16 protein-coding genes and 1 pseudogene are annotated in these 17084 nt (G+C 72.2%); 7 read left to right on the forward strand and 10 right to left on the reverse strand.

All coding sequences use genetic code 11. The annotated features are described in order from the left end of the window. Positions 1-32: 32 nt before the first annotated feature. Together QUE40_RS03775 and QUE40_RS03780 are read left to right on the forward strand one after the other, a co-directional pair. A complete protein-coding gene (locus QUE40_RS03775; RefSeq protein WP_289232365.1) occupies positions 33-614 on the forward strand; it encodes a L,D-transpeptidase family protein in 582 nt (193 codons plus the stop codon). Positions 615-670: 56 nt separating this feature from the next. Beyond that, positions 671-1180, forward strand: a complete 510-nt coding sequence (locus QUE40_RS03780) for a YflT domain-containing protein (RefSeq protein WP_289232366.1) — start codon at positions 671-673, stop codon at positions 1178-1180. 49 nt (positions 1181-1229) lie between these two features. Here the strand turns inward: QUE40_RS03780 and QUE40_RS03785 are convergent, their stop codons facing one another. Then, complete coding sequence (locus QUE40_RS03785; RefSeq protein WP_289232367.1) at positions 1230-2753, reverse strand: aminopeptidase P family protein; 1524 nt, start codon at positions 2751-2753, stop codon at positions 1230-1232. Between the two features lie 68 nt (positions 2754-2821). Here QUE40_RS03785 and QUE40_RS03790 point away from each other — a divergent pair, with 68 nt between their 5' ends. Beyond that, positions 2822-4264 (forward strand): threonine/serine exporter family protein, encoded by a 1443-nt coding sequence (locus QUE40_RS03790; protein WP_142004483.1) that lies wholly within the window; start codon positions 2822-2824, stop codon positions 4262-4264. 102 nt (positions 4265-4366) lie between these two features. Here QUE40_RS03790 and QUE40_RS03795 read toward each other — a convergent pair whose 3' ends face one another. The 4 genes from QUE40_RS03795 to QUE40_RS03810 all read right to left on the reverse strand — a co-directional run bounded on the left by QUE40_RS03795 (position 4367) and on the right by QUE40_RS03810 (position 7175). Then, entirely contained in the window at positions 4367-5149 is a 783-nt protein-coding gene (locus tag QUE40_RS03795) for a DcrB/PsbP domain-containing protein (protein ID WP_289232368.1), read from the reverse strand. Positions 5150-5288: 139 nt separating this feature from the next. Beyond that, entirely contained in the window at positions 5289-5972 is a 684-nt protein-coding gene (locus QUE40_RS03800) for a hypothetical protein (protein WP_289232369.1), read from the reverse strand. Positions 5973-6108: 136 nt separating this feature from the next. Further along, positions 6109-6534 (reverse strand): DUF2752 domain-containing protein, encoded by a 426-nt coding sequence (locus QUE40_RS03805; RefSeq protein WP_289232370.1) that lies wholly within the window; start codon positions 6532-6534, stop codon positions 6109-6111. Further along, positions 6534-7175, reverse strand: coding sequence for a DUF4190 domain-containing protein (locus tag QUE40_RS03810; RefSeq protein ID WP_289232371.1), 642 nt, complete (start codon positions 7173-7175; stop codon positions 6534-6536). The genes QUE40_RS03805 and QUE40_RS03810 overlap by 1 nt, the downstream gene beginning before the upstream one ends. A gap of 94 nt (positions 7176-7269) precedes the next feature. On the opposite strand from QUE40_RS03810, the gene QUE40_RS03815 reads away from it, so the two are divergent. Continuing rightward, positions 7270-8121, forward strand: a complete 852-nt coding sequence (locus QUE40_RS03815; protein WP_289232372.1) for a PHP domain-containing protein — start codon at positions 7270-7272, stop codon at positions 8119-8121. On the opposite strand, the pseudogene QUE40_RS03820 reads toward QUE40_RS03815, so the two are convergent. The 3 genes and pseudogenes from QUE40_RS03820 to QUE40_RS03830 all read right to left on the reverse strand — a co-directional run bounded on the left by QUE40_RS03820 (position 8118) and on the right by QUE40_RS03830 (position 13013). Next, positions 8118-9985: pseudogene (locus QUE40_RS03820) on the reverse strand (BCCT family transporter). The gene QUE40_RS03815 and the pseudogene QUE40_RS03820 overlap by 4 nt on opposite strands. Before the next feature lie 470 nt (positions 9986-10455). Beyond that, complete coding sequence (locus QUE40_RS03825) at positions 10456-11457, reverse strand: helix-turn-helix transcriptional regulator (RefSeq protein ID WP_276488534.1); 1002 nt, start codon at positions 11455-11457, stop codon at positions 10456-10458. Between the two features lie 14 nt (positions 11458-11471). Further along, positions 11472-13013 carry a DEAD/DEAH box helicase gene (locus QUE40_RS03830; protein ID WP_289232373.1) on the reverse strand — a complete coding sequence of 514 codons (1542 nt, stop codon included), beginning with the start codon at positions 13011-13013 and terminating at the stop codon, positions 11472-11474. Positions 13014-13198: 185 nt separating this feature from the next. Here QUE40_RS03830 and QUE40_RS03835 point away from each other — a divergent pair, with 185 nt between their 5' ends. Both QUE40_RS03835 and QUE40_RS03840 read left to right on the forward strand, forming a co-directional pair. Then, the gene (locus QUE40_RS03835) at positions 13199-13888 is read left to right on the forward strand and encodes a ferritin-like fold-containing protein (RefSeq protein ID WP_142004490.1); all 690 of its coding nucleotides are present in this window, start codon (positions 13199-13201) and stop codon (positions 13886-13888) included. 264 nt (positions 13889-14152) lie between these two features. After that, positions 14153-14464 (forward strand): GlsB/YeaQ/YmgE family stress response membrane protein, encoded by a 312-nt coding sequence (locus tag QUE40_RS03840; RefSeq protein ID WP_142004491.1) that lies wholly within the window; start codon positions 14153-14155, stop codon positions 14462-14464. Positions 14465-14548: 84 nt separating this feature from the next. On the opposite strand, the gene QUE40_RS03845 is transcribed toward QUE40_RS03840, so the two are convergent. Continuing rightward, positions 14549-14770: a DUF3107 domain-containing protein gene (locus tag QUE40_RS03845; RefSeq protein ID WP_142004492.1), complete on the reverse strand. Its 222-nt coding sequence runs from the start codon at positions 14768-14770 to the stop codon at positions 14549-14551. Between the two features lie 57 nt (positions 14771-14827). Continuing rightward, positions 14828-15400, reverse strand: a complete 573-nt coding sequence (locus QUE40_RS03850; RefSeq protein ID WP_142007373.1) for a TetR/AcrR family transcriptional regulator — start codon at positions 15398-15400, stop codon at positions 14828-14830. A 178-nt stretch (positions 15401-15578) separates the two neighbouring features. Between QUE40_RS03850 and moeB the strand changes: the two genes are divergently transcribed. Beyond that, positions 15579-17075, forward strand: coding sequence for a molybdopterin-synthase adenylyltransferase MoeB (moeB, locus tag QUE40_RS03855; RefSeq protein ID WP_350227065.1), 1497 nt, complete (start codon positions 15579-15581; stop codon positions 17073-17075). The last annotated feature ends 9 nt before the right edge of the window (positions 17076-17084 follow it).

Genomic DNA, 17084 nt, shown 5'->3' on the forward strand with positions numbered 1-17084 from the left:
TCCTGCCCGCCGCGACCTACCCGGTGCTGCGGGTGGGCTCGACCGGGACGGCCGTGCGCGACCTGCAGAGCAAGCTCTCCGGGGCGGGCTTCTGGCTCGGCTCCGTCGACGGCTCGTTCGGGAGCCTGACCCAGCAGGCCGTGTACGCCATCCAGAAGTACCACCGGCTCAGCCGCGACGGCGTGTGCGGGCCCATCACCTGGGGCAAGGTCAACCTGCGGCGACGCCCGGTCGCGCGCAGCACGTCCTACTCCCACATCGAGATCGAGAAGAGCCGCCAGCTGTGCTACGTCGTGAGCGGCGGCCGGGTGCAGTTCTGCTTCAACACCAGCACCGGCTCCAACAAGCCGTTCTACGCCTGGGGCAAGTGGTACAACGGCCAGACGCCGAGCGGCACGTTCAAGTGCTACCGCTACGTGCCGGGCTGGTACAACAACGCCCTCGGCGCGCTGTACCGCCCGGTCTTCTTCAACGGCGGCATCGCGCTGCACGGCTCGACGAGCATCCCGCCCTACCCCGCCTCGCACGGCTGCTGCCGGCTGTCGACCCGGGCGCAGGACCTCATCCTGGGCCGCGGCGACCTCGGCATCGGCCGCACGGTGGTCGTCTACTGAGCCCGATGTTCACCGGGGAGTGGCCCGCCGCACCCGCGGTGGGCCACACTCTCTGGATGAGCACACCAGGCATGACGCCGCGCGCCGGCCAGCAGCTGCTGACCCTCCAGTACCCCATGTCGCTCGGGGTCTTCGACGACTACGCCGGAGCCCAGCGAGCCGTCGACCACCTGTCCGACAAGGACTTCCCGGTCGAGAACTGCATGATCGTGGGCACTGAGCTCAAGCAGGTCGAGCGAGTCACCGGGCGCCTCACCTGGGGGCGCATCCTGCTCGGCGGCGCCCTCAGCGGTGTCTGGCTGGGTGCGTTCGTCGGCCTGATCTTCTCGCTGTTCGGCACGAGCGAGAGCGTGCTGTCGATCCTCGCGTCGACGATGCTGTTCGGTCTGCTCTTCGGTGTCGCCTGGGCCGCCGCCGGCTATGCCGTCACCCGCGGCCGCCGCGACTTCACCTCGGTCACCCAGGTCGTGGCGACCAAGTACGAGGTGCTCGTCGAGCACAGGTTCGCCGAGCGGGCCCGCGAGCTGCTCGCGCAGATCGACGGCGGCCCGTCGCTGACCGGCTGAACCGGGTCAGGGCCGGCCGATCACGACCGGCCGGCCCAGGACCGAGCGGTCAGGACCGGTCGCCCGACCAGATGCCGGCGATCCACGCCTCGACGTCGTCGGCGGCCCGCGGCATGAAGCCCGACAGGTTGTCGCAGCCGTCCTCGGTGACCAGGACGTCGTCCTCGATGCGCACCCCGATGCCGCGCAGCTCCTGCGGCACCAGCAGGTCGTCGGCCTTGAAGTACAGCCCCGGCTCGACGGTGAGGATCATCCCCGGCAGCAGCTCGGCGTCCTTGTAGTCCTCGGCCCGGGCGAGCGCGCAGTCGTGCACGTCCAGCCCCAGGTGGTGGCTGGTGCCGTGCACCATCCAGCGGCGGTGGTACTGCCCGGTCTCGCTGTCGAGGGTCTGCTCGACGTCGATGCCGTCGGGCAGCAGGCCCCAGTCGTACAGGTGCTCGGCGATGACCCGGATCGCGGCGGCGTGCACGTCGGAGAACTTGTTGCCCGGCCGCACCGCGGCGATCCCGGCCTCCTGCGCGGCGAAGACCGCGTCGTAGACCTTGCGCTGCGCCGGCGAGAAGCGCCCGCTGACCGGGAGGGTGCGGGTGATGTCGGCGGTGTAGAGCGAGTCGACCTCGACGCCCGCGTCGAGCAGCAGCAGGTCGCCCTCCTTGACGTCGCCGGTGTTCTTGATCCAGTGCAGGGTGTTGGCGTGGTCGCCCGAGGCCGCGATGGAGTCGTAGCCCACGCCGTTGCCCTCGTGGCGGGCGTACAGCCCGAAGACGCCCTCGACCCAGCGCTCGCCGCGGCCGCGGCGGACGGCCTCGGGCAGGTCGGCGACGACTGCCTCGAAGCCGTGCGCGGTGGCCTCGACCGCGCGGCGCATCTCGCCGATCTCGTGCTCGTCCTTGACCATCCGCATGGTCGACAGCTGACGGGCGAACTCGGCGTCGAGCTCGCGCTGCTTCTCGGTGCGCTCGTCGGTCTGCCCCTGCGCGCTGCGCGCCCGCTCGACCAGGGCGCGCACGTCGACGTCGGCGTCGGCGACCACGCGCAGGTCGATGCTGCCGGCGTCCTTGGCCACCGCGTCGGGCAGCTCGTCCACGTGCCGGGCGGTGAGACCCAGCTCGGCCTCGACGTCTGCGAGGGTCGGGCGCGCGCCGACCCAGAACTCGCCGTAGCGGCTGTCGCCGAAGAACTCCTCGGTGTCGCGGCCCGCGAGCGGGCGGAAGAACAGGACCGCCTCGTGCCCGGCGGGCTCGCCGTCGTCGCCGGTGAGCGGCTCGAGCACCAGCACCGCGTCGGGCTCGCGGTCGCCGCCGAGCCCGGTGAGGTAGGCGAAGGCGGTGTGCGGGCGGAAGACGTAGTCGGTGTCGTTGCTGCGCACCTTGAGCCCGCCGGCGGGGATCACCAGCCGCTCACCGGGGAAGGCGGCCGACACCTCGGCCCGGCGCCGGGCGGTCGCGTCGGCGGCAGCGATGCGCTCGGGCGGCGTCTGGTCGCGCTCGGCCCAGCCCTGCGCGACGAAGTCGCGGAACTGCGCGGTGTGCGGCTTGCTGCGGTGCTCGGCCTGGTGCTGCTTCTCGCTCACGGGTTCATCGTTGCACGGACGACATTTCGATGTTGAACAAGACCCGGTCTGCCGTGCACAGTTGACCGGTGCCCGCTTCTGTTCCCCACGCTCGTCGTACGCCGACCCCCGGCGAGCTGCGCGACCGCGCCGGTCGCGTGCTCCGCGCCACCAAGCCGCCCACCCTGGCGATCGGGGTGCGCGGCGACGAGCACGGTCCCGAGGACCAGCGCGCCCGCGAGGTCATCGACCTGGTGCTGCGCCTCGGCGAGACCCTGCTCGCCACCGGTTCGTCGGCGTCCGACGTCACCAGCACGATCCTGCGCCTGACGAGGGCGTACACCGTGCGCTCGGTCAACGTCGACGTCACCTACACCTCGCTGACCGTCTCCTACCACCGCGGGCCCTACCGCGACCCGGTGACCGTGATGCGCGTGGTGCCCACGATGGCCGCCGACTACACCAGGCTGGAGGGGCTGCAGGCGCTGGTGCGCGACATCGTCGAGGAGGGCCTCGACCTGCCCGACGCGCGGGAGCGGCTCGACGAGATCGTCGCCGCCCACCACCCCTACCGCCGCTCGGTGGTCACCCTGTCGATGGCGCTGCTGGGTGGCGCCGTGGCGGCGCTCCTCGGCGGCGGGATCGTGCTGATCCTGCTGGCGGCCGGCACCGCGGCGCTCGTCGACCGGCTGCAGCGGAGCCTGTCGCTGCACGGGCTCCCGGCGTTCTTCTCCCAGGCGGTCGGCGCGGCCGTGCCCACCGTCGTCGCGCTGCTGCTGTGGGCGGTCGCCGCGCGGTCCGACTACGACATCCCCGTCTCGCTCACACCCTCGATCATCGTGGCCACGGGGGTGGTCGTGCTGCTGGCCGGCCTGTCCGTGGTCAGCTCGGCGCAGGACACCATCGACGGCTACTACGTCACCGCCGGCGGGCGCGCCTTCGAGGTGCTGATCCTGTCCTCCGGCATCGCCGTCGGGGTGCTCGCCACCCTGGCGATCGGCCAGCGGCTCGGGGTGCCGCTGCACGTCAACCCCAACATCGGGTTCGCCGGCAACCTGCTCGTCGAGACGGTCGCGGCCGGAGTGGTGGCCGCCGCGTACGCCGTCGCGTCCTACACCGGCATGCGCGGCATCGCCTTCTCCACGGCGATCGGCGCGTTCGGCTGGGTGCTGTTCCGGCTCGGCATGCAGCTGTTCGACATGTCGCCGATCACCTCGACCGCGGTCGCGGCCTGCGCGGTGGGGGCGCTCGCGCAGACCATCGCCAGCCCGTTCCGGGTGCCGGCGCTGGCGCTGAGCACCGCGGGCATCGTGCCGCTGCTGCCCGGTCTCGCGGTCTTCCGCGGCATCCTCGACCTGGTCGACCCCGGTGGTGCCGCCGACGCGGGTACGACCACGCTGGTCACCGCTGCCGCGACCGGGATGGCCATCGCCGCCGGCGTCTCGCTGGGGTCGCTGCCGATCCGCCGGCTGCGCGCCGACCGGGTGCAGCGCCGGCTCCTGCGCCGCGCCGCCGCCGACCCGCGCGAGTAGCCCGCGACACAAGCTGGTCGAGTAGCCGCGCGAGGGACGAGCGCGGCGTATCGAGACTCGCGCGGCGTACGAGACCCGCCGCGGACGTACGACCGGCTCGGCTCAGTCCGTCGAGGTGCTTGGGGTGCTGCTCGGAGCGGGGGAGTCGCTGGAGGTCGACGAGCTCGTGCTGTCGCCGTCCTCCCCGTCCTTGTCGCTGTCCGAGGACGTTGCGTCGGACGACGTTGCCTCGGACGACGTCGGGCTCGTGCTGCCGGGCGTGCTGCTGGGGGCGGGCGGCGCTCCCCACGACCAGGAGTTGAGGATGCCGTTCTGCACCCCGCCGGTCGGGCCGGCGTTGCTCGACGCCGAGGTCATCGTGGTGATGAAGACGCTGCCGTTCTGCACCAGGTAGTACTGCGTCTGGGTGACCGGGATCTCCTCGGTCGTGCGGGTCATCCGGTATCCCGCGGCCGGCACGCCCCCGATGGTCCGGTCCGCGAGGCGCGTGACGGTGGCGCCCTTCTGCCGCTGGGCGATCATCCCCTGCTCGACCAGCTCGCCGAGCGGCGGCGGCTCCTTGAGCGAGGTGCGCACGACGCTGAACGAGGGATAGATCTTGCCCGCCTGGTCGGGGGAGCGCAGGAACAGCACGGTGCTCGGCTGCTTCCCGGTGTCGTCGGCCCATCCCTCGGGAGCGGCCACCCCGAACGACTTGTCCTTGGCGGCGACGGCCCCCTCGGCGGCGTCGGTCTGCAGGTTGGTCGGGCCGGGCACCTCGAGGGTGGTCGGCAGCGACGGCGCGTCGCTCGGCACCTGCGACTCGTCGACCGACACCGCGCACGAGGTGAGCACGGCGGCCACCGGGAGAGGCAGGAGCAGACGAAGCAGACGCGGGCCGATCACGCTTCCCGAGGCTACGTCAGGCCGACGGGTCTGCCTCGGCGGCACGCGGACGCCCCGCGCCGTTCGGCGGCGCGCACGGGAAAGGCCCCGGATCCGCGGGGGATCCGGGGCCTCTCGTCGGCCGTACGTCGTCGCCGGCTCAGACCGGACGAGCGGACTTGGCGTTGTAGTACTGCGTCGACTCCGGCTTGTAGAGCAAGATGATGGCGCCCAGTCCGACGAGCCAGGTGAGCACGAGGATCAGAAGGATCGGGGCCGTCGCTACGCCCGCCATGAGGTTGAACAGCAGACTCAGCGTGGAGATCACGAACAGAACCGTCGCAACGATGCGTGCCCACTTCTTGCCGTCACCGTTGAACTTAGCCATGAGCAGCCAGAGCACGACGCCGATCACCGCGCCGACGATGGCCTGGGTGTTGAAGCTGCTGAACGCGCTGTCCAGCTCGGCCTGGGAGGCCGCACTGCCGAGCTTGTCGCGAACCTTGTCCTTGATGCTGTCTGCGGTGAGCAGCGTGACGATGGCATTGACGACGGCCAAGCCGGCACCGGCGTACATCAGCTTCTGGGCCAGGTCGATCGACTTCGGCTTGGCCGCGTCGACCGGTGCGCCCATGCCGCCACCGGGCATCTGCGGCGCGCTGCCGTAGCCACCCTGCGGAGCGCCGGGGTAGCCGCCGCCCTGCGGGGCGCCGTGACCGGGCTGACCCTGGGGCGCGCCGTAGCCGGGCTGCCCCTGCGGGGCGCCGTAGCCGGGCTGACCCTGCGGGTAGTTCTGGCCGCCGGGCTGACCGCCCTGCGGGTCATACGGAGGCTGGTTGCTCATCTGGGATCCCCCAACGAAGAAGATTGTGCGGTCGCACGCCACCTTGTCAGGTTCGCCACACCGGTACCAGTGCGACACTGCCGTTCGGCGGTCGAAAATGTGCGCCCTCCGGGGGCGGGGCAGGGCGCCGGCCGCCTCACAGCGGCTGCAGCACCTCCAGGCCGGGCAGGTTGCGCACGATGCCGAAGACCAGGAAGGCCACGGCCACGCTGATGCCGATCCCGGTGGGGGCGAGCCCGCCGCCGCGTGCGTCCGGGTCGCGCCCGCGCCACAGCGACCGGACCAGGAGCACCCCGACGACCAGCAGGAGCGGGAGCAGGAGGGCGTGCTCCTGCATCGCCTCGCTCACGTCACCGTGCAGCAGGTCGTACGCCGCGCGCGTCCCGCCGCATCCCGGGCAGGCCAGGCCGGTCGTGGAAAGCAGGAAGCAGTCGGGGTACGCCCCGGGCTGGTGCGGGTCGTTGCGGTAGAGGTAGGTGACGAACGCGGCCGCGCCGAGCAGCCCGGCGGCCCACGCCAGCAGGCGGGGCCACCGGGCTCGCGGAGCCTGGGCCGAGGTCACTACTCCTGGTTCTCCAGCTCCTGCAAGAAGGACGGGTCGGCGAGGCCGCTCGCCACCATGGCGATGAGGGCCAGGGCCGTGGCCAGCGCGATGATGCTCGTGACCAGGCCGACCGTCGCCATGGTGCGGTTGGTCTGGACGCCGTTGGACCGGTCGATCTCGCCCTTGCCCATGAAGCTGAGCACGATCCCGGCGATGGCCATCGGTGCCCCGAGGTAGCAGCAGAACATCAGCGGGATGCTCGCGATGCCGAGGATCATCGACCACAGCGCCTTCTGGTTCTGCGGGTTCGTCGGCGGGCCGTAGCCGGGCTGGCCGTACCCCGGCTGGCCGGGGTAGCCACCGGGCTGGCCGTAGCCCGGGGCGCCGTACGTCGGCTGCCCGGGGGCGCCGTACGTCGGCTGCCCGGGTCCGCCGTAGCTGCCGCCCTGCGGGCTCCCGTAGCTGCCGCCCTGCGGGCTCCCGTAGCTGCCGCCCTGCGGGCTCCCGTAGCCGCCGTCCTGCGGGCTCCCGTAGCCGCCGCCCGGCGGGGTGCCGTAGCCGCCCTGGGGGCTGCCGTACCCACCGGGCTGCTGCCCGCCCTGGGGGTAGTTCGGGTCACCGGGCTGGCCGCCCTGGTCCTGCGGCGGTTGGTTGCTCATCTGGGGGTCCTTGCGACGGAAACGTGCGGGCGGGAGACACCCTGTCACCTTCGTCGCCCCGCGACCATCGCGACACCGCGGCTACCCTGCGGCAATGCGGATCGACCTGCACACCCACAGCTTCGCCAGCGACGGCACCGAGAGCCCCGGCGATCTCGTGCGGGCGGCTGCGGCGGCGGGGCTGGACGCCGTGGCCCTGACCGATCACGACACCACCCAGGGCTGGGCCGAGGCCGCGCGCGCCGCCCGCGAGGCCGGCATCGCGCTCGTGCCGGGCATCGAGGTCAGCACCCGCACCGACGACGGCATCAGCGTGCACGTGCTCGGCTACCTGTTCGACCCGGCCGAGCCGGCCCTGCTCGCCGAGCTCGATGCCTCGCGCGAGTCGCGCGTCGGCCGGGCGCGCACGATGGTCGACCGGCTGGCGCAGGACTACCCGATCACCTGGGACGACGTGCTCGCTCAGGCCAGCGAGGGCGCCACGATCGGCCGTCCGCACATCGCCGACGCCCTCGTGGCGAACGGGGTCGTGCCCGACCGGTCGGCCGCGTTCGCCGACCTGCTGCACTCCCGGTCGCGCTACCACGTGCCGCACTACGCGCCGCACCCCGTCGAGGCCGTACGCCTGCTGCGCCGAGCGGGCGGCGTCGCCGTCATGGCCCATCCGTTCGCGGCCCAGCGCGGACGCGTGGTGGCCGACCCGGTGGTGGAGGAGATGGCGGCCGCGGGTCTCGCGGGGCTGGAGGCGAACCACCGTGACCACGACGAGCCGGCGCGCTCGCACGCCCTCGACCTGGCGAACCGGCTCGGCCTGCTCGTCACCGGCAGCAGCGACTACCACGGCACCGGAAAGCCCAACCGGCTCGGTGAGAACCTCACCGAGCCGGCTGTGCTGGAGCAGATCGAGGCGCTCGCGAGCAGCGGCACCTCGATCGTGCGTCCCTAGAAGTCGCTCGTCCGCGACCCGTCGTGCCCGTCCGAGCCGTTGTCGCGCGGGTCGACCCGGCCGTCGACGCGCTCGCGGCGCACGGCGCGGCGGGCGCGGGTGACCAGGTGCAGACCCTCGGGGCCGTGCTCGGTCACGCCCTCGATGACCGCGCGCTCGACCAGCTCCTGACCCAGGGCGCCGCGGCGCATCATCGGGTCGGCGTTGAGGTCCTTGACCAGCGCGAAGCACATCACGGCCATCACGAGCACGAACGGCAGCGCCGACACGATCGTGATGTTCTGCAGCGAGGTGAGTGCCGCGGACGCGTCTCCCTCGGCGAACCCGGCCAGCAGCATGACCGCGGCCACGCCACCGGTGAGGACACCCCAGAAGATGACCGTGCCGCGGGCGGGCTCGGTGTCGCCCCGCTCGGACAGCGTGCCCATCACGATGGACGCCGCGTCGGCACCGGACACGAAGAAGATCGCGACCAGGAACATCACCAGCACCGCCGCGACCGTGGCGAGCGGGAAGTGGTCGAGCACCTGGAACAGCGCCGTGTCGGAGTTGACCGAGCCGTCGGCCGCCGCGAGGTCCTTGGTCTGGCTCTGCTGCCAGATCGCGGCGCCACCGAAGATGGCGAACCAGACCAGGCTGACCAGGCTCGGGACCAGCAGCACACCGGTCACGAACTGGCGGATGGTGCGGCCCTTGCTGATCCGGGCGATGAACATGCCGACGAAGGGCGTCCAGCTGACCCACCACGCCCAGTAGAAGATCGTGTAGCCGGCGAGCCAGTCGTGCATCGCGGCGCCGCCCGAGGCGTCGGTGCGGGCACCCATGCTGGCCAGGTTGTCGAAGTAGCTCCCGATCGCGGTCGGCAGCAGGTTGAGGATGAAGATCGTCGGGCCGACCACGAACACGAACACGGCCAGCACCAGGGCCAGCACCATGTTGATGTTGGACAGCCACTGGATGCCGCGGGCCACGCCCGACACGGCGCTCAGCACGAAGCCGATGGTCAGCAGGCCGATGATCGCGACGAGGGTGAGCTGGCCGACGGTGTCGACCCAGCCGGTGGCCTGCAGACCCGCGGAGATCTGCAGCGCGCCCAGACCGAGCGACGCGGCCGAGCCGAAGAGCGTCGCGAAGATCGCGAGCATGTCGATGATCTTGCCGATGGGGCCCTCGACCCGCTCGCCGAGCAGCGGCCGGAAGACCTCCGAGATCAGCTGGCGGCGGCCCTTGCGGAACGTGCCGTAGGCGATCGCGATGCCGACGACGGCGTAGATCGCCCAGGGGTGCAGCGTCCAGTGGAACAGCGTCGTGGCCATCGCGACCTGCGTGGCTTCGGGGTCTGCGCCTCCGCGCCGGAGCCGGGCGGCGGCGACAGGTAGTGCGACAGCGGCTCGGCGACACCGAAGAACATCAGGCCGATGCCCATGCCGGCGCTGAACATCATCGCGATCCACGAGACCGTCCGGAACTCCGGCTTCTCGTGGTCGGCGCCGAGCGGGATGTTGCCGTAGCGGCTCGCGGCCAGCCAGATCGCGAACACCACGAACGCCGAGGCCAGCGTCACGAACAGCCAGCCGGTCGTGTTCATGACCCAGCCGAGGGCGTCGCCGGACGTCTCGCTCAGCTGCTGCGGCGCGGAGAACCCGAACACCACGAAGGCCAGCGCCAGCACCGAGGTGACGCCGAAGATCAGCCAGTCGACACCGCTGCTGTTGCGCTCGCCCCACGGCTCGCGGATCGGTCCGCGGATGCCGCCGAGCAGCGGGTGGCTGGGTTCGGGCGGCGCAGCCGTCGCCCCGGTGTCGTGGGGCTCGTCGGGGTAGAACCCGTCGGTGCGCTCGTGCTCATTTCGTGTCGTTGACACGGATCGACCTCGCTCGTCGTCGTACGTCGTTTCGTGCGGTCGTCATCTGCTTCAGACGGTGCGGCCTACCGGACCTGGCCGAAGACCGACTACCTACTTTTGTGCAACGCCTAGATCAGATCAAGTCGAGACTAGGCCCGCGCGCAGGTCGTGACCGGATTGAAGCCCTAGGAATTCGGGCGTACGAACGTGGTCGGCGGCTGCCGCTGAGCGACCCCCTGCGGTCGTTCACCGGCAGCCGCCGACTCGAGCTCCGCCGTGGGTGGCGCCGGCGATCCCCTCGTCGACCGGCGCCCCCGTGGCGCGTGACGGCGGTTTCCCCTGCGCCGTTCACGTCGGCTCGCGGCCCCCGACCGCTTGCCTGTAACCATGGTGCGCGAGCGGGCGCTGCGCTCGCCATGGGACTACGGCCGATCTTTCCCTCGCGTAGGTCCTACGACCTTGGCCGAGGGACCCGACAGGGACCGGTCCTAGGACTCCTGCTCGGCCTCGGTCTCGGGGACCCGGCCGAGCAGCTCGGGCGGCAGCGTCCAGGCGATCGCGGCCCGCTGGGTCACGCCGAGCTTGCGCAGCACGTTGCCCACGTGGGTCTTCACGGTCTTCTCGGAGATGTGCAGCCGGCGGGCGAGCTCGGCGTTGCTGGAGCCGTCGCGCGCGATGAGCACGGCGACCTCGACCTCGCGGGCCGTGAGGTCGGTGGAGACCACCGGCGGCTGGTAGGTGCGGATGAGCTCGGCGACCTCGGTCTGCACCCGCTCGCACAGGTCGGTCGCCTCCTTCGCCTGGCCGGAGACGGTGGCGATGCCGGCGTCGTCGGCGCTGCGCCGCAGCTCCTGCAGCGTGCGGGTGAGCACGTCGAGACGCTCGCCGATGCGGTTGAGCAGGTCGGCCTCGGTGCGCACCCGTTCGCTGTCCAGCTCGGGGTAGAGCTCGTACAGCTCACCGCCCAGCTGCTCGTCCTGCAGCAGGGAGACCATCAGCGCGCGCGACAGCCAGGTCTGGGCGCGCACGAACTCCTCGGAGAAGGTGTGCGGCTTCAGGCTCTGCGAGCTGATCATGCCCACCGGCTCGCCGGTCTCGACGTCCAGCAGGGGCGTGAACACGGCGTCGTTGGACAGCTGCTCGGCGTCGCCGAGCGGCGCGCCGCGGTGCAGCATGCGGCCGTCGTCCTGGCTGTAGAGGTAGGGCTTGCCGGAGGAGCGCACCCAGTGCGAGACGCCGCCCGGCGCGGCGGTGAGCATCTCGGAGGCGAGCCGCTGGTCGCCGTCGAAGATGTAGGACAGCACGATGCTGCTCTCGCCCCGGAAGTGCCCGATGTAGAACGCGTCGAGCGGCGCCAGCCCGGCCAGCGCCGCCTTGATCGCGGCATAACGGCGGGTGGTGTCGCCGCGGTCGGCCGAGCGCAGCCGGCGGTCGGCGTTGCGCAGGATCGCCACCGACTCGGGGCTGAACCGTGACTCTGCCTCGGCCACCGCGCCGCTCCCGGTCAGTCCTGCGACGGGGTGCTCTGGCCGGACTGGCCCCCACGCGTACGACGACGGCGGCGCCGCGGCGCGTCGCCCGAGCGGCGCGGGGTCTCGCCCGCGGCCTTCGGCTCGCGCTGGTCACCGCGCTGGCCGCCGCGGGAGCGGCCGCCACCGCGCGAGCCACCACGGCCCCCACCGCGCTGCCCGCCCCGGCCGGCGGAACCGCCGCGGGACTTGCCCGTCTCGCCCAGGTCCTCGATCGCCTCGCTGTCCAGCCCGGCGCGGGTGCGCTCGGAGCGCGGCAGGGTGCCCTTGGCCCCGGCGGGGATGTCGAGGTCGGCGTACAGGTGCGGGGAGGAGGAGTAGGTCTCGGCCGGCTCGGGGATGCCGAGGTCGAGGGCCTTGTTGATCAGCCCCCAGCGCGGCATGTCGTCCCAGTCGACGAAGGTCACGGCGATGCCGGTGTTGCCGGCGCGACCGGTGCGGCCGACGCGGTGGACGTAGGTCTTCTCGTCCTCGGGGCACTGGTAGTTGATGACGTGGGTGACGTTCTCGACGTCGATGCCGCGGGCGGCGACGTCGGTGGCGACCAGCACGTCGACCTTGCCGGTGCGGAAGGCCCGCAGCGCCTGCTCGCGGGCGCCCTGACCGAGGTCGCCGTGGATGGCGGCTGCGGCGAAACCGCGGTCGACCAGCTCGTCGGCGACCTTGGCGGCGGTGCGCTTGGTGCGGGTGAACACGATCGTCAGCCCGCGCTCCTCGGCCTGCAGGATGCGGGCGAGCATCTCGACCTTGTCCATGGCGTGGGCGCGGTAGACGAACTGCTCGATCGCCTTGACGGTGTGGCCGTCCTCGCCCTCCTCGGACATCGCGCGGATGTGCGTGGGCTGGGTCATGTAGCGGCGGGCCAGCGCGACGACCGCGCCCGGCATGGTGGCGCTCCACAGCATGGTCTGGCGCGAGGCCGGCGTCTGCGCCAGCAGCTTCTCGACGTCGGGCAGGAAGCCCAGGTCGAGCATCTCGTCGGCCTCGTCGAGCACCACGATGCGCACGTACGACAGGTTCAGGTGGCCCTGGGCCGACAGGTCGATCAGTCGGCCGGGGGTGCCGACCACGACCTCGACGCCGCGGCGCAGCGCCTCGATCTGCGGCTCGTAGGCGCGGCCGCCGTAGACCGTGAGCACCCGGGCGCCACGCTTCTTGCCGGCGCGCTCCAGGTCGCCGGCGACCTGCACGGCGAGCTCGCGGGTCGGCACCACGACCAGCGCCTGCGGGGCGCCGGGGGAGGGCAGCTCGGAGAAGCCGGGGTCGGTCGGGGTGACGGCGTTGTGCACGATCGGCACGCCGAAGCCCAGCGTCTTGCCGGTGCCGGTCTTGGCCTGCCCGATGATGTCGTGGCCGCCGAGCGCCACGGGCAGCGTCATGGCCTGGATGGGGAACGGGTTGACGATGCCGGACTCGCGCAGCGCCTGCACGATGTCGGGGTTGACGTCGAAGTCGGCGAACGTGGTCTCGCCCGGCTCGGGGGAGCCCTCGACGGTGGGGATGCTCTGGTCGGTCACGGGGTGTGCTCTTCTCGATCGGCGGGGCCGCGCGCACGACCGTGCGGGCCCCCTCAGGTCCAGGAGCCGATCGGAGTTCTCCATGCCCGCGCGGAGGCGGGCTCGGTCAAGTCGTCGCAAGCCGACCGGGCACCAGTTGTCGCGCTCATCGTATCGGGTGGGTCGGGCATGACTAGCATCGAGCCATGGCTGAGGGCTCCCCGCGCGACCTGTCCGACCCGGCGTTCCGCGAGGGGGTCCTGGACCTGCTGGGGGCGCTGGCCTACGGCGAGCTGGTCGGGTTCTTCACCATCGTGCGCGACGCCGAGGGCGCCCCCGAGATGTCGATCCGCATGCGCCTGGCCCAGGTCGCGGTCACCGAGTTCGCGCAGTACGAACGTCTCACCGCGCGCATCGAGGAGCTCGGCGCGAGCCCCGAGAAGACGATGGAGCCGTTCGCCGCGAGCTTCGACGAGTGGCACCGCCGCACCGAGCCGGGCAGCTGGCTCGAGGGGCTGATGAAGGTCTACAGCGGGAACGCCCTGGCCGCCGACTTCTACAAGGAGATCGCCAAGTACGTCGACCCCCAGACCCAGGACCTCGTCGCCGACGTGCTCGGCCGGGGGTCGCACGTGGAGTTCGCCGCCGCCACGCTGCGCGCGGCGATCGCCGACGACGACAAGGTCGCCGGCCGGCTGGCGCTGTTCGGGCGCCGGATGATGGGCGAGGCCCTGTCCCAGGCTCAGCGGGTCGCGGCCGACCGCGACGCCATCACCGGGCTGCTCGTCGACGACGGCAGCGGCACCGGCGCCGACCTCGCCGAGCTCACCCGGCTCTTCGCCCGGATCACCGGCAACCACACCGCCCGCATGGAGGCGCTCGGCCTGCAGGCCTGACGGCCCCGACCCACCCCTGGGGAGGCGTTCCGCGCCGCGCGGGAGCGACTGAGTAGCGCTTCGGAAGGGGGCGCCACACCCCTGCGGGTATCGCTGTATATCGATTACGGCACAAGATCGGGCGATCGCTGGACATCCCCGCGCGTGTCCTTGCCAATGGCCCCCACCAACGGCAAAGTCGAGGCAGAAAGATCCCGTGCGCCTCCCCTGCGCACGGGCCGCACACGGGACCGCGGACGCGGTCCAACGAAGGAGCTGTGTCACATGGTTTCTCAGATCATCTGGTGGATCGTCGTCGGCCTCATCGTCGGCGCCCTGGCCCGCCTCGTCATGCCCGGCAAGCAGGGCATCAGCATCGTCGCGACGATCCTGATCGGCATCGTCGCCGCCTTCCTCGGCGGCCTCATCAGCTACTCGCTGCTGGGCATCAACGACGACGGCGGCATCCAGTGGATCCCGCTGATCATCAGCGTCGTCCTCGCCGTGATCGGTGTGGGCGCCTACGCCGGCATGCAGTCCAAGCGCGTCGGCAGCTCGCTGCCCGGCCGCATGGACGGCAGCGGCCGCGCTCGCTGAGCCGCAGCAGGCGTACGACCGTAGACAAGCGAACGGCCCGACCCCGCGAGGGGTCGGGCCGTTCGTCGTGCGCTGCGTCTGTCGTCAGCCGCCGAAACCCACGCGGCCCTTCGTCTCGCCCGCGATGTCGACGTAGCCGATCGCGGTGCCGGGCACGACCACACGCTGGCCGCGGCTGTCTGCGAGGGTCAGCGGGCCGCCCGAGGCCAGTGCCTCGGTGACGGCCTTCTCGACCTCGTCGGTGCTCAGGTCGGTGTCGACGAGCACCTCTCGTGCGACGTTCTGCACGCCAATACGAACCTCCACGGTGCCTTCCTTTCGAGTGCGGCGACGTTTCGGTCAGCGTAGGCAGCCGCCCGCGCGTCAGGCCGGTGGGGTCTCGCTCTCGTCCTGCTTGGGGAAGCCGGTGAGGCCGCGCCAGCCCAGCGTCGACACGATGCGCGAGGCCTCCTCGCGCGGGATGTCGTCGCCGCGGGCGATCCAGTAGCGGGCCACCACCTGGGACATGCCGACCAGCGCGACCCCGATGAGCTTGGACTGCTCGTGCGGCAGACCGGTGTCCTCCTGCACGACCGCGGCGACCGACTCGGCGCACTTGTCGGACGCGCGCAGCACCCGCCGGGCCACCTCGGGCTCGTTGATCAGGTCGGACTCGAACACCATCCGGAAGGCGGCGTCCTTGCGCTCGACGAAGTCGAAGAAGGCGCCCACCGCGGCCGCGACGCGCTCGGAGTTGTCGGTCGTGGAGTCCAGCGCGTCCTGCACGAGCGAGGGCAGCTCGGAGGTGTGCGTCTCCAGCAGCGCCAGGTACAGGTCGAGCTTGCCGGGGAAGTGCTGATACAGCACCGGCTTGCTGACCTGGGCGCGTTCGGCGATCTCGTCCATCGCCGTGGCGTGATAGCCCGACTCGACGAAGACCGACTGCGCCGCCTCCATCAGCTGGGCGCGGCGCGCCGAGCGGGGAAGACGCCCCGACCGGCCGCGAGTCTCGGGAACAGACACCTGGCTTGCCTCCTCGTATAGCTCGGGCAATCTTATGGGTGATTCGTTACCCACGAGTTCACCGGAGCGCGATCCGTTCTCGACCGGGCGCTGCCGGGGTGACAATGGGCCGGTGACCAGTGCGCGTTATGCCCGGCACCTGCTGCTCCCCGAGGTGGGCGCGGCGGGCCAGCGCCGGCTGGCCGCCTCGCGCGTCGTCGTGATGGGCGCCGGCGGGCTCGGCGCCCCGGTGCTCAGCTATCTCGCGGCCGCCGGCGTCGGCGAGCTGACCCTCGTCGACGACGACACCGTCGACGTCACCAACCTGCAGCGGCAGGTGCTGTTCGCGACCGACGACATCGGCCGCCCCAAGGCCGAGGTCGCCGCCGAGCGGCTCGCCGCCCTCAACCCCGACGTACGTCTGTCGCCCCGCCGCGAGCGCATCACCGAGGAGTCCGTGGCCGGCCTGGTCGCCGGCGCCGACCTGGTCGTCGACGGCACCGACAACTTCGCGACCCGCTACCTCGTCAACGACGCGTGCGTGCTCGCGGGCGTGCCGCTGGTGTGGGCCTCGATCCTGCGGTTCGACGCGCAGGTCGCGGTGTGGTGGGCCGGTCACGGGCCGTGCTACCGCTGCGTCTTCCCGCGCCCGCCCGAGGCCGGGCAGGTCCCCTCGTGCGCCGAGGGCGGGGTGCTCGGCGCGCTCGCCGGCACGGTGGGGGCGGTGCAGGCCACCGAGGCGCTGAAGCTGCTCATGGACGTCGGCGACCCGCTGGTCGGGCGGCTGCTGGTGCACGACGCGCTGCGCCAGACCTGGGACGCCGTCCCGGTGCGCCGCGACCCGGGCTGCGCGGTCTGCGGGGACGCCCCCACCATCCGCGCGCCGCGCACCGAGCAGGTGACGTGCGCGGTCGCCGCCGACGACGTACCCACCGTCTCCGCGCAGGAGGTCTCGGCGCTGCTGCGCGACGACGCCGTGCGGGTGGTCGACGTGCGGGGCGAGGCCGAGCGCAGCATCGCGGCGATCGCGGGGAGCGAGGCGGTGCCGCTCGAGGCGTTCCGCGACGGGTCGGCCTTCGCGCTGCTCGCCGACGACGAGCGGCCGCTCGTCCTGGTCTGCAAGTCCGGGGCCGCTCCGCGGAGGCCGTACGCCTGCTGCTGGCCGGCACCGGCCGCGCGGCCCGCTCGCTCGACGGCGGCGTGCTCGCGTGGGCGCGTGACGTCGACCCGGCCGTGCCGACGTACTGATCTCGTGGGGGACACCGTGGACGAACCCGTCGGCGAGGGCGCGCAGCAGGTGCGCGAGCTGCCCGAGGTGGCCGACCGGGTGCTGGCCGTGGTCGACCAGGTTCCGCCCGGGCGCGCGGTGAGCTACGGCGACGTGGGGCGGGCCGCCGGGTGCGGTCCGCGGCAGGTCGGCCAGGTGATGTCGCGCTACGGGTCCCTGGTCGCGTGGTGGCGGGTGCTGCGCGCCGACGGGCGACCGCCCCAGTGCCACGAGGCGACCGCGCTGGAGCACTACCGCTCCGAGGGCACGCCGCTGCGCGGTGAGCGCGTGGACCTCACGCTGGCCCGGCACCCGCTGGAGGCGCCGGTGGCCGTGCCGCACGAGGATGCCCCGCGCGACTGAGCGTTGTCG

The organism is Barrientosiimonas endolithica (genome assembly GCF_030296655.1).
In the GTDB taxonomy this organism is placed as follows: Bacteria; Actinomycetota; Actinomycetes; order Actinomycetales; family Dermatophilaceae; genus Barrientosiimonas; species Barrientosiimonas humi.